Origin of the sequence: Terribacillus saccharophilus (assembly GCF_002272745.1) — a bacterium.
GTDB classification, from domain to species: domain Bacteria; phylum Bacillota; class Bacilli; order Bacillales; family Amphibacillaceae; genus Terribacillus; species Terribacillus saccharophilus_B.
Window position 1 is genome coordinate 688,908 of sequence record NZ_NPBD01000007.1, and the last position, 15,071, is coordinate 703,978.

General features: G+C 44.1%; 11 protein-coding genes. 8 read left to right on the plus strand and 3 right to left on the minus strand.

Annotated elements, in window-relative coordinates; genetic code table 11:
- Positions 1-30: 30 nt before the first annotated feature.
- Together CHH58_RS10510 and CHH58_RS10515 are read right to left on the minus strand one after the other, a co-directional pair.
- Positions 31-2,289 (minus strand): glycosyltransferase family 2 protein, encoded by a 2,259-nt coding sequence (locus CHH58_RS10510; protein WP_095262494.1) that lies wholly within the window; start codon positions 2,287-2,289, stop codon positions 31-33.
- An 18-nt stretch (positions 2,290-2,307) separates the two neighbouring features.
- Entirely contained in the window at positions 2,308-3,345 is a 1,038-nt protein-coding gene (locus CHH58_RS10515) for an endo-1,4-beta-xylanase (RefSeq protein ID WP_095228976.1), read from the minus strand.
- Positions 3,346-3,587: 242 nt separating this feature from the next.
- Here CHH58_RS10515 and CHH58_RS10520 point away from each other — a divergent pair, with 242 nt between their 5' ends.
- The 6 genes from CHH58_RS10520 (at position 3,588) to CHH58_RS10550 (ending at position 10,606) form a co-directional block, all read left to right on the plus strand.
- A complete protein-coding gene (locus CHH58_RS10520) occupies positions 3,588-4,505 on the plus strand; it encodes a proline dehydrogenase family protein (RefSeq protein ID WP_095234375.1) in 918 nt (305 codons plus the stop codon).
- Between the two features lie 20 nt (positions 4,506-4,525).
- Positions 4,526-6,073, plus strand: coding sequence for an L-glutamate gamma-semialdehyde dehydrogenase (pruA, locus tag CHH58_RS10525; RefSeq protein WP_095228979.1), 1,548 nt, complete (start codon positions 4,526-4,528; stop codon positions 6,071-6,073).
- An 802-nt stretch (positions 6,074-6,875) separates the two neighbouring features.
- Positions 6,876-7,883 (plus strand): CobW family GTP-binding protein, encoded by a 1,008-nt coding sequence (locus tag CHH58_RS10535; protein WP_095228983.1) that lies wholly within the window; start codon positions 6,876-6,878, stop codon positions 7,881-7,883.
- 58 nt (positions 7,884-7,941) lie between these two features.
- Positions 7,942-9,144 (plus strand): GTP-binding protein, encoded by a 1,203-nt coding sequence (locus CHH58_RS10540; RefSeq protein WP_095228985.1) that lies wholly within the window; start codon positions 7,942-7,944, stop codon positions 9,142-9,144.
- Between the two features lie 16 nt (positions 9,145-9,160).
- Positions 9,161-9,430, plus strand: coding sequence for a 30S ribosomal protein S14 (gene rpsN / locus CHH58_RS10545; protein WP_095262496.1), 270 nt, complete (start codon positions 9,161-9,163; stop codon positions 9,428-9,430).
- A gap of 3 nt (positions 9,431-9,433) precedes the next feature.
- Positions 9,434-10,606, plus strand: coding sequence for a GTP-binding protein (locus CHH58_RS10550; RefSeq protein WP_095262497.1), 1,173 nt, complete (start codon positions 9,434-9,436; stop codon positions 10,604-10,606).
- A gap of 37 nt (positions 10,607-10,643) precedes the next feature.
- Here the strand turns inward: CHH58_RS10550 and CHH58_RS10555 are convergent, their stop codons facing one another.
- The gene (locus tag CHH58_RS10555) at positions 10,644-12,650 is read right to left on the minus strand and encodes a methyl-accepting chemotaxis protein (RefSeq protein WP_095262498.1); all 2,007 of its coding nucleotides are present in this window, start codon (positions 12,648-12,650) and stop codon (positions 10,644-10,646) included.
- Positions 12,651-12,868: 218 nt separating this feature from the next.
- On the opposite strand from CHH58_RS10555, the gene CHH58_RS10560 reads away from it, so the two are divergent.
- Entirely contained in the window at positions 12,869-14,095 is a 1,227-nt protein-coding gene (locus CHH58_RS10560; RefSeq protein ID WP_095228993.1) for a PucR family transcriptional regulator, read from the plus strand.
- Positions 14,096-14,118: 23 nt separating this feature from the next.
- Complete coding sequence (locus CHH58_RS10565) at positions 14,119-14,973, plus strand: pentapeptide repeat-containing protein (protein ID WP_095262499.1); 855 nt, start codon at positions 14,119-14,121, stop codon at positions 14,971-14,973.
- Positions 14,974-15,071: the final 98 nt, after the last annotated feature.

Consider the following 15,071-nt stretch of genomic DNA (forward strand, 5'->3'; position numbering starts at 1 on the left):
TCATTTCTTGTTGAGATGTCCATATTTATTTTATGCAGTATCCGAATCTGCTGTCTCTGTCAGGAATCTCAATCCTGCCAAGTATTTGCGTCCGCGCTTTTGTACCCATTGGACACGCACATCACTTTCGCGGAAGCTGTTGTGATCAGCGTGCAGCCGCAGAACTAGACCTGGCTGGATTGGTTTTCTCAGTTCGATTTGGCAGCCGCTCAGACTGTAATCGACCAGAGTGGTTTCCACTTTTCCTTTATCCGCAAAATAGAGGATACCTGGTACTGAGATAGTTTCCCTGATGCTCTGCCGTTCGGATTGTTTTGGTTCAGCTCGTGTTTGACGGAAGAAGCGGGAAGTTGCATTCAATAGTGTTGAATTTACATATTCACGGCTGGAATAAATGTCTGGTGCATCGACGAATAGGATTTTGACTAGGGCACGGTACTGCTCTTGGGTGACATCCTCGAAGGATACGCCGGCATAGTAGCTTTTTCCTTGCTGGGACACCCAGTGTTTGTGGAGCTTCAAGCCTCGAAGTGAACCTGACGATAGTGTCAGTGCGTTTCCAGCTGACAGCAGGTGAGCAGCTTTCGTATCAAGCAGTTCCAAACGGGCGCCATATTCGCTTAAGTCGATAATTCGTATTGGGTGTGTCCTATCATTCATACTGTCTTGCAGTTCTGCTTCAAGCGTCACGTCAAAGCGTTCCGCTTCACGGAATCGTGGTCGTTCCACCGAAATGATCAAAGCCATGACGAGTGCAACCGCATTGTACAGCACCCAGAAAATGTTGATATAAAGCATATCGACACTATCGTAAAGTTGTATTGGTGTATAAAGGTCGATTCCAATCATGATCAAACTGATAATGCTCATCGCGAGAAGAATGACATATGGTGTGCTCGTCCGCCAGAGGAAATGCCGGCGATTATTCAATATTCCTTTGCGAGTAACGTTAAATTTAATTGATTTCCGGAAGAATAGTTCCGTAAGTACCGATACAGCCATGTAAGGGGCGAGTGCCACTTCATAAATATGACTCCAAATCGTCGAGCGTTTATTATCTGCCATTCGGCGAAACGCGAGCTGTGACGATAGAAACGCTGGCAGCCAGAACATCACTAGAGTCGTGAAATCAGTCTGCAGACTATAGATGGAAAATAGCAGGAACAGCAATGGAGCCAGCAAATACACCATCTTATAAATCCCGAAGAACCAGTAATGAATGCCATCCATGTACAACAGACGCTGCATAAAACTCAGACCCTTGATTGTGAGCGGATTCCATTTTCGAATGACCTGGATATTGCCTCGGCACCAGCGGTCGCGCTGCTTCAGCAAATCGGCATATGTTTCCGGGGACAAGCCTACCGCTAAAGTTTCATTAACGAAAACAGTTTTTTGCCCATTTGTCTGAAGAAGAATTCCTGTTGCCATGTCTTCAGTAATGACGCCTGTCGCAAATCCGCCGATTTTCTCTAATGCACTGCGGCGGAACAAGGCATTACTTCCGACATACATCGTCGCGTTGAAGCGATCCTTACCTTCTTCTAAGCGGCGCATAAAGAAGTCTTGTTCATTCGTAATATTATCCTCGAAGAAAAGATTGTACTGAAACGCATCCGCATTGTAAAACACTTGAGGTGCCTGGATGAATGATACTTTTTCGTCGGTAAAGTAGCCGAGCGTACGCTCAAGGAAATTGGCGCGCGGCACCATGTCTGCATCCATCGTGACGATGATTTCGCCGTCTGTTTTTGTCATAGCGTGATTCAGGTTTCCAGCTTTCTGATGTTTGTTGTCGGGACGATCCAGATAATACGCGCCCATTGATTCAGTCAGCTGCCGGATGTCTGCTCGTCTGCCGTCATCACAGACGTAAATTTTGAGCTTATTCTTTGGATAAGTCATCATCTGACTCGCAGCGATTGTTCGCTTTAAAAGGTCAGCAGGTTCATTGTAGGTGGCAATATACACATCTACAGTCGGCAGCTCTTGGAATTCTGAAAGCGGAATTATTTTACGTTGGAACGGTTTCCAGGAGAGAATGGTAAAGACAACGGATTGTAAATAACCTGCCCATTCGGTCACGAGCAGCAGAATACCGAGTATCAGACTGAGTATGCCTACTGTCGGCAGGGTGAATGCAGTCCGCCAAATCAAGTAAACAAGGTTAATAGCTAGAAAGACTGCCAGCAGCAAATATTTAGCAGCTAAATGTTTCCGAGCTAAACCATAAAGAACGAACAAAACGACTGTGGAAGCGATTAGCCAAATGATTTCTGAAGTTTGCACGATGTATCACTTCCTTGCTCAGAATAATAGTTTTCGTTTCAGTGTGTTATAGGCCTTCTTCGGCTGTCCGTTTTCATCGAAAAGCAGCGGGTTGCCATTAGGGGATTCCTGCTCCGTAACCCAGCTGTGATTATCGGATATGCCCCATACGGTGAACTCTCCGCAGGCAGGTATATCCAGACACACTTCCATCACGTCTCCGAATCGTTCAGCTTGGACATTTTTTGCATCCCCATTGTTCAGATTCTGCAGCTTGACGTCCATTTCTGTGACGGCGATATCAAAGCCTGCATCTTCTACACGCGTGAACCATTCCTGAATGCGTTCCTTTGAAAAGTGAGGATCAGCTGCATCTACATGCGTTTGTAAGCCAATACCGTCAATGGGAATGCCGTCTTCCTTCCAATTGCTTAAGGCTTCCAGCATTGCTTCTGATTTGGTATTAGACATTTCATTACCAAAGTCATTGTAATACAGCTTGGCATCTGGATTGGCTTCACGGGCCCATTGGAAGGCAAGGGGGATATAGTCTGGTCCGATCGTGCGGAGCCAAATTGTATCCCGTAATGTACCATCATCATTCCACGCTTCGTTGACGACATCAAATGTGTCGATGCTGCCCTTGTAGTGCGTAACAATCTCCTGAATATGGGTTTTGAGTACCTGCTCTGCTGAAGCACGATCTACAACCTGTTGGGATACCCAATCTGGGAGTGCTTCTCCCCAAACAAGTACATGTCCCCGGAGTTTGATGTCATGCTCCTCTGCCATTTGCACCATCTCATCTACTTTTACAAAATTGAAGGCTCCTTGCTCTGGCTGCATAGCATCCATCTTCATTTCGTTCTCAATTGTCCAGCTGGAGAATTCTGTGGTGGCGAGTCTTTGATATGTATCATCCTCCAGCAGGGCATCATAGCGAATTGAGGAGCCAATTAGCAAGTCATCGTCTTCGGCAAGCTTACGCAGCGTCTGTTTTTCCATTAGATATCCTCCTATGGCAATTCCGATAATGAGGATTGCTCCTCCGATCCAAATCCATTTACGCTTTTTCACATGAAGCCCTCCAGTGTTTATATAGTAATTTCGGATGGGATCGGCAATTAAGTACCTTTTTCCAAAAGTACCCTATAATAAACCAGCCCACCCTAAAATGTAACTTTCCTCACATGACTGTTTTTGTGTATTTTACACAAAAACTCTAAAATTGTTTGTCTTTTCTGCATATTGAAAGCCCTTCAATAGATTTCTACAATAAAGGTATAGCACATGTGCAAGTGGATTGGGAGGTGTCACAGTTGGAAGCTTTATCTCGCAATTTTTTCTTGTATTTATCAAAAAATCAGCCGTTGAATAAACTGGCTAATTTATATGGCATTCGAATGGTCAAAGGAAAAATCGTCGGAGGTGTATCCTTCGATCAAGCAGTTCCGTTCATTCAGCAATTGAATCAAACAGGGATGAGTGTGACCGTGGATCATCTTGGAGAATACGTGGCTGATCCGCAAACAGCAGTAGAAAGAGCTGGTGAAGCAGTTGCAGCTCTTGAGTTGATTAAGTCTGCGAATCTGGATGCACAGGTATCTTTGAAATTGACGTCATTGGGACTTGATATCAGTGAAGAACTTGTCCGTTTGAATCTTCGTCGTATCCTAACGGCTGCTGATCGTCTGGATGTGATGGTGACAATTGATATGGAAGATTCGGAACGCTGTCAAAAGACACTGGATTTGTTCCAAGAGCTGAAAGCCGAGTATCAGAATGTTAGTACCGTTATACAGGCATATCTTTATCGCAGCAATGATGATCTTGACAGACTGCAACATATGCAGCCGTTCATCCGCTTAGTTAAAGGGGCATATAAAGAACCAAAATCCGTCGCTTTCCCGGAAAAACGGGATGTAGATGCGAATTATCGCAAGCTGATTGCAAAGCAGTTAGACAGCGGTAGCTATACAGCGATTGCGACGCATGACGATCGGATGGTGTCCTTTGCTAAACATTATGCCTTGGAAAAAGGGATAGGGAAAGACAAATTTGAGTTTCAAATGCTATACGGCATGCGGCAGCAGCTGCAGCAGGAGCTGGTCAAGCAAGGTTATAAGGTTAGGATCTACTTACCTTATGGCGATGATTGGTATGGCTATTTCATGCGCAGGCTGGCAGAGCGACCGGCGAATATTGCGTTCGCATTTAAAGGTATGACCCAAAAATAAAGGAAAAGGAGCGATTGATCATGACGACACCTTATAAACATGAACCGTTCACCGATTTTACAGAGGAAAAAGAGCAGCAGGCTTTTCATAAAGCGCTGGAGCAGGTACAAAAGGTGATGGGAGAATCGTACCCGCTAGTGATTGACGGTGAAAAAGTGACGACCGATGAGAAAATCGTCTCTATCAATCCAGCGAACAAAGAAGAAGTAGTAGGCGAGGTTTCCAAAGCTTCTAAGGAGCATGCGGAACGTGCCATCGAGGCAGCGGCAACAGCTTTTGAAACATGGCGTTATACGAAGCCTGAGGAACGTGCACATATACTTATGCGTGCAGCAGCGATAGTTCGTCGCAAAAAGCATTATTTCTCGGCGCTTCTCGTTAAGGAAGCAGGCAAGCCATGGAAAGAAGCAGATGCGGATACAGCAGAAGCAATTGATTTCATGGAATATTATGCACGTCAGATGATAGAGCTTGCTCCTGGTAAAGCCGTCATGTCACGTGAAGGTGAAGCAAACCGCTACATCTACACAGCAACGGGCGTAACTGTCGTTATTTCACCATGGAACTTCTTGTTTGCTATCATGGCTGGAACAACTGTTGCACCGCTAGTGACGGGTAACACGGTTGTTCTCAAGCCGGCAAGTGCAACACCTGTCATCGCTGCTCAGTTCGTCGAAGTGCTTGAGGAAGCTGGTGTTCCGAAAGGCGTTATTAACTTCGTACCAGGAAGCGGCGCAGAAGTAGGCGATTATCTTGTTGAGCATCCGAAAACAAGCATCATTACGTTCACTGGCTCGCGTGATGTCGGCACACGTATTTTCGAAAAAGCAGCCAAGGTACAGCCAGGACAGCAGCATCTGAAACGCGTCATTGCAGAAATGGGCGGGAAGGATACAATCGTTGTTGATGAAGATGCTGATATCGAACTTGCAGCGGATAGTATCTCAGTTTCCGCATTCGGCTTTGCCGGACAAAAATGCTCGGCTGGCTCTCGTGCAGTTGTTCATGAGAAGGTATACGACGCTGTGCTTCAGCGAGTAATTGAAATCACTGAATCCCGTATTACTGCAGCACCAGAAAGTGCAGATGTGTATATGGGACCAGTCATTGATCAAGATTCCTTCGATAAGATTACCGAATATATCGAAGTCGGCAAACAGGAAGGCAAGCTCGTAAGCGGCGGTTCCAGTGATGACAGCAAAGGCTTCTTCATTCAGCCGACCATCTTCTCTGAGTTGTCACCGACATCCCGCATCATGCAGGAAGAAATCTTCGGACCAGTCCTTGGTTTCTCTAAAGTATCCAGCTTCGAGGAAGCAATCGACGTTGCCAATAACACCGAGTACGGCCTGACTGGCGCAGTCATTACGAAAAACAGAGCCAACATCGAATATGCTAAAGAACGATTCCACGTCGGCAACCTGTACTTCAACCGCAATTGCACCGGCGCAATCGTAGGCTACCATCCATTCGGCGGCTTCAAAATGTCAGGAACCGACTCCAAAGCCGGCGGACCGGATTATCTGCAGTTGCATATGTTGGCGAAGACTGTTAGTGAGATGTATTAAAGAAAAGCGGAAGAAACCGTTTAGAAACGTAAGGATAAGCGAAAAAGCCCGGAGTAAGGCGACCTTTCCTTACGCAGGGATTTAGCGCTTATCCTCTAGTTTCTGGTTTCTGGAGCTAGACAACATCGAAAAGCGTAAAAGACCGGTTAGACACGGAGGAATAAGTGAGAGAGCCCGGAGTAAGGTGAAGTTTCCTTACGCAGGGATTTACCGCTTAAGCCGCAGTTTCTGGTCTTTGGAGCTAGACAGCAAAGAAAAGCGGAGAAAGCCGTTTAGGAACGGAGAAGGAAGTGAGAAAGCCCGGAGTAAGGTGATTTTTCTTACGCAGGGATTTATCGCTTCCGGCGCAGTTCCTGGCTTTCGCAGCTGGACAGCTCCTCCAAGCAAAAATACTCGTCCAAAACGAAGAAAAGCGTGCCATCAAAGGCACGCTTTTTATATATGGGGAAATAAAAAGAAGGAAGATAGAGGAGAAGGGGGTTAGCCGTCTAACTCTTCTTCGTTCTCTGGGTCACTTAATCTTGTCAGCCAGTCTCTGAACTCAGCATCATCTTTGCAATGAATTACCTTTGGTGTCTCTTCTAGTTTGTTAAGCATGTTACATCTCTCCTTTTCGGTGTTCACCCAGATTATACCCGATGCAGGATATATTGAAACCAATTTTACAGACTCTTCATCAATCTAACAAACACTTTGTAAAGTTATCTCCCAGACAATTTTTAGGATACAGACTTTACAAGTTGTGTCTCATCATGTATGATTTAAATCGTAACAATTACGAATTAGGTTTGAGAGGTGTATCATGTCTAATAGAACAAATAAAATTCCAGTCATTATTTTGACGGGGTTTTTAGGAGCAGGAAAGACGACTTTATTGAACCGCATTCTTCGTGACATGCGTTGCAGCAATACAGCCGTTATCATCAATGAATTTGGTGAAACAGGAATCGATGGAAAGTTTGTCGAGGGAACGAAGGAAGAAATAATCGAAATAAATAATGGCTGCATTTGCTGCAATGTACGCGGTGATTTGATTAGAATACTTAAAGATATGCTGGTACGTGCGCACAAGGAAGGAACCGAGCTTCAGCGCGTGATTATTGAGACAACTGGTCTGGCAAACCCCGCGCCTGTCATTCAGACTTTCCTGATGGACGATGTTATGCGTTATTGGTTTGAGCTGGATAGTGTGTGTACAGTCGTGGACGCTTTACATTCTGACAGACAATTGAATGCTCACGCAGTTGCTCGGGAGCAAATTGCTTTTGCAGATAAAATCATCATAAATAAACAAGATCTTGTATCAGAAGAAGAGCTGAAACTACTATCAACACGCATGCAGGGAATGAATCCGGAAGCGGAACTTTTCTTCACACAAAATAGTTCAGTTCCATTATTTAAATTGCTAGATGTATTCAGTTTCTCGCTGGATCAAAAATTAATTGTTCGTCCTGACATGCTGGATCACCATCATCACCATCATGATGACATTCAAGCAATCGTGATGAAGGATAAGCGGCAGATCGACCCGAAGCGCTTAGATATGTGGTTCTCTTATTTGGTTCAAGTAAAAGGAGAAAGCTTATTCCGCTATAAAGGTATTCTCCATGTGAAAGGGCAGAGCAGGCGAGTACTATTCCAAGGCGTACATATGTTGTTTGCAAGTACTGCTGACAGGGAGTGGAAGCAAGGAGAAGACAAGCAGAATGAACTTGTTTTTATAGGAAAAGAGTTGGATGAAGAAGAACTGCGGACTGGTTTCGCTTATTGTCTTGGCGATATAGACGATTTTCTTACAAAGGGCGCGTAATGCTCGAAAAAAATTTCGTTATTTTTAAATCGTAGTAATTACAATTAGGAGGAATAGAATGAACAAGAAAATACCTGTAACAGTACTAAGCGGTTATCTGGGAGCAGGGAAAACTACGCTGCTCAATCATATTCTACACAATCGTGAAGGCTTGAAGGTTGCAGTCATTGTCAATGACATGAGCGAAATCAATATTGATGCAGGTTTGGTAGAAAACGAAGGGACCTTATCACGAGTTGATGAACAGTTGGTTGAAATGTCCAATGGTTGTATTTGCTGCACATTGCGGGATGATTTATTGGTCGAAGTAGAGAAGCTGGCGAAGAATGGCAGCTTTGACTATATACTCATTGAATCAAGCGGTATTAGTGAGCCGGTACCTGTTGCGCAGACGTTTACGTATATCGATGAACAGTTGAATATCAATCTTTCAGACTTCACTACATTAGACACGATGGTGACGGTAGTGGATGCGAACCGGTTTTGGCATGACTTCGGCTCCGGTGAGAGTTTGCTGGATCGGCAGCAGGAAGTTGCTGAGAATGATGAACGGGAAATTGCCGACCTGTTACTTGATCAGATTGAATTTTGTAATGTGCTGATTCTTAATAAGTGTGATCTTGTGGAAGAACAGTCATTGCGTGATTTGAAGCATGTGCTGCGGCTATTACAGCCGGAAGCGAAAATCATTGAAGCAACACATGGAAAAGTGAATCCAAAGGAGATTCTTTCCACTCACTTGTTTGACTTTGAGAAAGTCAGTTCATCAGCTGGCTGGCTGAAGGAACTGGAGAATGGTCCAGAGCAGCATACACCTGAAACAGAGGAATATGGCATCGGATCATTCACATATGTTCGGCAGCATCCTTTTCATTCAGAGCGCTTCATGCAATTCGTAGAAACGATGCCTGAAAACATCATTCGATCCAAAGGGATCACTTGGTGTGCGACACGTAATCAATTCGCTTTACTGCTTTCACAAGCTGGACCAGCAGCAAATATTGAACCAGTATCTTATTGGGTTGCTTCCTTGGAAGAGGAGCGGCAGGAGTTCATTCGAAGGGAAAATCCAACCATTAATCAAGAGTGGCATCCCGAATATGGAGACAGAAAAACTCAGCTTGTGTTCATCGGAACTGATTTAGATCAGAAAGCAATAACAGAGGAACTGGACAGCTGCCTACTGACAGAATCAGAGCTTGAAAGCGATTGGTCTCAGCTGGCAGATCCTTTTCGCTGGAACATCCAGACAGCACAATAAATAGGAGGAAAAAATAATGGCAAAGAAATCAAAAATCGCTAAAGAGAAGAAAAGACAGGAAATGGTGATGAAATACGCAGAACTGCGCAGGGAACTAAAGGAAAAGGGAGATTACGAAGCATTGAAGAAACTGCCGCGTGATTCTTCTCCTACACGATTGAAAAACCGTTGTGAAATTACCGGACGACCGCGCGGCTATATGCGGCAGTTCGGCATGAGCCGTATTAAATTCCGTGAGTATGCACACAAAGGGCAAGTGCCTGGTGTAAGGAAAGCGAGCTGGTAAGCGGTGGATCAAAGAATACCGGTAACCGTGTTGAGCGGTTATCTTGGAGCAGGTAAGACAACTCTTCTCAATCATTTGCTTGCCAATAAGCGGCATATGAAAGGTGTGCTCGTGAATGATATGAGTGAAATTAATATAGATGCTCACTTGGTTGAGCAGGGAGGATTGAAGCGTACGGATGAGAAGCTGATACAGCTTGAGAATGGCTGTATTTGCTGTACGCTCAGAGAAGATTTAATCATTGAGATCGACAAGCTGGCAGATTTGGATATCGACTATATCATTGTAGAATCCACAGGTATATCTGAGCCCATTCCGGTAGCGCAAAGCTTTACGTATCAAGAAGATGTACTCGGAATTGACTTGTCTGCTAAATGCCGGCTGGATACGATGGTTACGGTTGTAGATGCCGGGAGCTTTTGGCATGATTATCAATCAGGAGAGTCTTTATTAGATCGGCAACAGCAGGCAGTAGAAGAAGACGAACGGGAGATTTCTGATCTACTGCTCGACCAAATCGAATTTGCGGATATAATTTTGCTTAATAAAGCAGATCAGCTGGATAAGGATGAACTGCAGCGATTGTACAGCTTGATGCATACACTGAACCCAGAAGCGGACATACATCAAACGGAGTTTGGGCAAGTAGATCCTAGGTTAGTCCTTGATACAAAGAAATTTTCCTTTGAAAAAGTAAGCCAATCTGCGGGCTGGATCAAGGAGTTAAACAGTGAGCATGTTCCGGAAACTGAGGAGTATGGAATTTCTTCTTTTGTCTATCGAAGACAACAGCCGTTCCATCCGGAGCGTTGGATGAAGTGGCTGGAGAAATGGCCAAGCAGTGTAGTGCGGGCGAAGGGCTTTTTCTGGCTCGCATCCCGTCCGGATACGAGCGGGTTATTGTCGCAGGCGGGACAGTCGCTGGCAATCGAGGCTGCGGGACCTTGGGTCAGCACGTATCCGCTGGAAGAACAGGAAGCAATGCGAGCCGAGGACGAGGAACTGGCCGCAAGGTGGCATCCTTTATATGGGGACAGAATGACGGAGCTAGTTTTTATTGGTATTGGTTTAGATAAAGGAGAAATAACAACGGGATTGGATTCGTGTCTATTGACAGATGAGGAAATGCAGCAGGATAGTGCCGTATTTTCTGATCCGCTGCCAGCCTTTGTATAGAAGAAAACCCGCTTTCCTAATGGAAAGCGGGTTTTTGTTAATCTAATTTAAATTGCTGCAGCTGCTCTTGTAATGTATTGGCATCCTGCTCAAGCTTTTCAGCAAGCTCTTTCAATTGATCCATAGAATGAGTTTGGTCGGCTACAGATGCTGTAATTTCTTCTGTACCGGCTGCTGTCTGCTGGCTTATTGCGGCAATTTCACCCGTATTGGTCGCCAGAGTAGCTTCTCTTTCCATCATGAGTTTCATTTCTTCCTTCGTCCGCGCAGTCAAATCCATGTTATGTGCAATTGCCTGCTGGATCTGGATAAAGATATCTTTCGTATTATTTACTGCTGTTTCTTGTCCGCGGACAACATCGCCAGTCTTTGTAGCGAAGACTGCTGTTTCAGCTGTTTCAGATTGAATTTCCTGTACGATAGAACCGATATCGCGTAGTGCATGTTCTGTCTGTTCTGCCAGCTTACGAACTTCATCTGCTACAACAGCAAAGCCTTTGCCGCTCTCGCCGGCACGTGCTGCTTCAATAGCAGCATTTAGCGCCAGCAGGTTAGTCTGTCCAGCAATATCTGTGATCGTATTAACGATACCGCTGATGTTAGCGGATTTTTGCTGCAGGTTCTGTACAGCTTGTTCTATCTTGCCGGTTGCTTCGATGGCATCTTTTGATTGCTCGATCAATTGCTGCATCTGTGAACCGCCGACTTTAGCCGATTCCGTCATTTCCAGCGCTTCTTCATATACTTGCTGGTTGTGCGCATTTACTAGTTTGATATTTTTGGATAATGCTTCCGTCGCAACAGTATTGCGTTCCATAATTTCAGCCAGACTCGTTGTACCGGCAGAAATCTCTTCCATCGTGGCTGCTACTTCTGCGGAACTGGCAGCATTCTCTTCTGCATTCGCCGCAAGTGCCTGCGAAGCGGACTGAACATTAGCAGAGATAGCAGTATTATGCTGCATCATGCTGTGAATGTTTCCAATCATATTATTGAAGCTTCTGGATAGATCGCCCATCTCGTCTGCAGATCTATTGTTCATTTGAACTGTTAAATCGCCATCTTCTACTTTTTTCATTTTATCTCGCAATAGTTTGATTGGCCGTACTACCGAGTTTACGACGAAGAAAGTAACGAGTAGAGCGATCGCAAGAACAATCAGTACAGTGATGATCAAAGGAAGAATGATCCCTTGTGCTAAATCACTGAACTCGTGTTTTGGAACAATTGCTGCAATTGTCCAGCCTGTTCTGTCATTTGTAGTAAAAGCAAGTACACGTTCTTCGCCTTCATATTCGTAATTGACAATACCGCCACGTCCGGTGGAGAGCATTTTCTTCCAAAATTTCTCTTTCGTTGCATCCGTACCTAGTTTTTCAGCATCCGGATGAGATAGGAAATGTCCTGTCCCATCGAATACTGCAGCAAAGCCAGTTTCACCAACTTTAACCTGCTCTGTCAGCTCCTTCAAACGGGAAAGCTTGAATTCGACGATAACCATTCCTTTTAGTTGATTATCATTGTCAAAGATTGGCTTTACAGCATCGACTACAGATTCGTTTGAATCTGCTGACACGTATGGATCTGTATAACCCACACGTTCTTCCAGCTCCAAACCAAGCTGATACCATGGCCGTGTAGTCGGATCATAATCATCTGGTAAATTGGCTTTTGGATAAGCCACCATGTCTCCATTAATCGGCTGATAGAAAATCGTACTAATATTTGGGTTGTCTTTAGTATAGCTTTCCATCGTGACAGCTAGTCGATCCATATCATCTTCTTGTAATGATTGTGTCCGGCTGATACTTCCTAAAGTAGACTCGATATTGTCTAGAAATAGATCATAGATGCTGTTCAGCTGAACAACTGTCTGATCCTCCATTTGATTAGTCTGGGTTTCAAGCACCATGTTACGGCTGAAGTCATATCCGAAATAGGCTGTTACTACTCCTGATATAATAAACATTGCAAGAATAGGATATAGAATTTTGCGTAAAATCTTCCTACTAAAGAAATTACCTCTTTTTTTGTTTTCTTCCATTATTTATATTGTTCCTCTCTCTGCTTGTATTACGGCTACGTCTATTTATCGGTAGGTAAATAGAATTATGTAGTTTTTTAAAATATAAATAATTAAAGAGAACTATTTCTTAGTTAAAGTTTATCGGTATTTTTGGTTTTTATAGAAAAAAAGGAAGTATCTAGGCAAAGCCCTCCTGCTGGAGTATGATAAAAGAAAAAAGCTTAGGGGTATGAGCTATGGAGTTATTCGATCGTGTATTATCCATCAATGACTTGGATGCTGTTATCGATTTGCTTAGCTTCGAGCTGGAGCGGCCAGTGATTGTCGAGAGTGCCGACTATACATTACTTGCGTATAATTCGCATTACATCCAACATTTTGATGAAGCGAACCAGCAGACGATTTTCACGAAGAAGTGGACGCTCCCGATTTATGAAACTTTCATAGATGCAGGCGTCGTTAATAAGCTGAAAACATATGAGCGTCCTTTTGTAGTAGAAGCAATGCCGGAAATAGGCTTGAATACGAGGATTGTAGTAAGTGCAAAGCATGAAGGCCGTATTATGGGCTATATCTGGATTCAACAGATGGAGGAACCTCTGCCTGTTGAGGGCCTTGATTTTCTATATGATATATCCTTCCACATCGGCAGGCTTATCTATGACATACAAAAGTCGAAGCTAAAGCAAGAGGAGAAAGAGGATCAATTTTATCAGAATATTTTTAATAGGTTATATAAGTCCGTTTCTGATTTGGAGTGGGGGGCAAAGGAATTCGGTGTGAAGTTGCCGGAGCATTTTGCTGTTGCAGCTGTCGAGCTGATATCAAAGGATGAAAAGCTCCTTAATGATTTGCAGCAGGTTGCCCAGACTTCCTTGCAGCTTGAAGATAAATTGCATCATGTTCTCATTCAAAATGACATCCTGCTCATCGTACTTGGAGGAAAGCGAGCTAATGCGCCAATCGAAACATTAGCTAGAGAAGTCATACAGCGGATTCGAGATTATGTAAAGGATAAAGAAGCGACTGTCATGAGCGGCGTCGGCAGTATCTATAAAAATCCTCTCGACTTGCTGAAAAGCGCAAATCAAGCAAAAGAGGTTATTCATGCCAGCAGGCTGACGCATCGTCCAGTCTCTCTTTATTACAAGGATTTGCATGTATACAGGTATCTGCAAGTCATTGCTGAAAAAAATGACGAGCTAGGCTATGAAAGTGAACATATGAAAAAGATTCGAAAGCTTGATCCGAACGATAAGAAGGAACTACTTAAAACCCTTGAAATATATCTGCTCCATAACTGTAAGATCAAACCGACTGCAGCAGCGCTCTTTGTCCATCCGAATACGGTGAATTATCGGATTAATCAGATCAATGAGGCATTGCAGCTTGATTTGACGGATGTGCTGCAGAGATTCCAGCTGCTGCTGGATTTGATGACGAGGGGAAGGGTAGAAAAGTAATATATTGAAAAGGAAGAGTGCTAATGTCTTATCAGATTGATAACCTCACTGCCGGGGAGTATAGAGAGAGTTTGCAAGCAGATTGTGCAAACTGCTTTGGCTTATGCTGTACGGCACTTCATATAGTAGCATCCAGCGACTTTGCTATAGACAAGCCGGCAGGTGTTCCATGTCCTAACCTGCAATCAGATTTTCGTTGTCAGATCCATAGCGAGCTGAGAGGGAAGGGCTTTAAAGGGTGTACTGTTTTTGATTGCTTTGGGGCCGGTCAACAAGTCTCCCAAATCACGTTCAATGGACAGGATTGGAGAGAAAGCAAGCAAGTTGCTGGAAAAATGTTCTCTGTATTCCCGGTGATGGTCCAGCTGTATGAGATGCTGGCCTATGTTACAGAGGCGTTGTCTTACCAAGTGCCACAGGATCTGTACAAAGAACTGACACATCAGCTACAGGGATTGGAGAGTTTAACAAAACTCGATGCTGACAAATTACTGGCTTTAGACATAATGGAGTATCGCATGCCTGTCAATGAGCTGCTTACCAAGACAAGCACTCATATCCGAAGTACAATAACAAATTCCATTCCAAACAAACGGAAACTAGACTATAGAGGTGCAGATTGGATAGGGGAAAATGCAAAAGGAAAAGACCTTAGAGCAGCAGATTTTAGAGGGGCTTATCTGATTGCAGCAGACCTGAAAGATGCAGATTTAAGGGCTGTCGACTTTATCGGAGCAGATTTACGGGATGCAAATCTGGAAGGAGCAGACCTGTCTACTAGTATGTTCTTGACGCAGATGCAGATTAATTCGGCAAAAGGTAATAAACAAACACAGTTGCCTTCCTATCTGGTACAGCCATCCCATTGGGCATCTTAAGCAGAGAAGAATGTAGTGATGAAGATTATGCAATAATGAAACCAGCTTTAAAGAAAGCATCATTAGACTTACTTCAAGACCAAATGTTAAAAAGGAGA

What these genes read in the sequence shown, in the direction of transcription:
- CHH58_RS10565 (WP_095262499.1), top strand. Translation starts at nt 14,119, where the DNA reads ATGTCTTATCAGATTGATAACCTCACTGCCGGGGAGTATAGAGAGAGT.
- CHH58_RS10535 (WP_095228983.1), top strand. Translation starts at nt 6,876, where the DNA reads ATGTCTAATAGAACAAATAAAATTCCAGTCATTATTTTGACGGGGTTT.
- pruA (WP_095228979.1), top strand. Translation starts at nt 4,526, where the DNA reads ATGACGACACCTTATAAACATGAACCGTTCACCGATTTTACAGAGGAA.
- CHH58_RS10555 (WP_095262498.1), bottom strand. Translation starts at nt 12,650, where the DNA reads ATGGAAGAAAACAAAAAAAGAGGTAATTTCTTTAGTAGGAAGATTTTA.
- CHH58_RS10560 (WP_095228993.1), top strand. Translation starts at nt 12,869, where the DNA reads ATGGAGTTATTCGATCGTGTATTATCCATCAATGACTTGGATGCTGTT.
- rpsN (WP_095262496.1), top strand. Translation starts at nt 9,161, where the DNA reads ATGGCAAAGAAATCAAAAATCGCTAAAGAGAAGAAAAGACAGGAAATG.
- CHH58_RS10540 (WP_095228985.1), top strand. Translation starts at nt 7,942, where the DNA reads ATGAACAAGAAAATACCTGTAACAGTACTAAGCGGTTATCTGGGAGCA.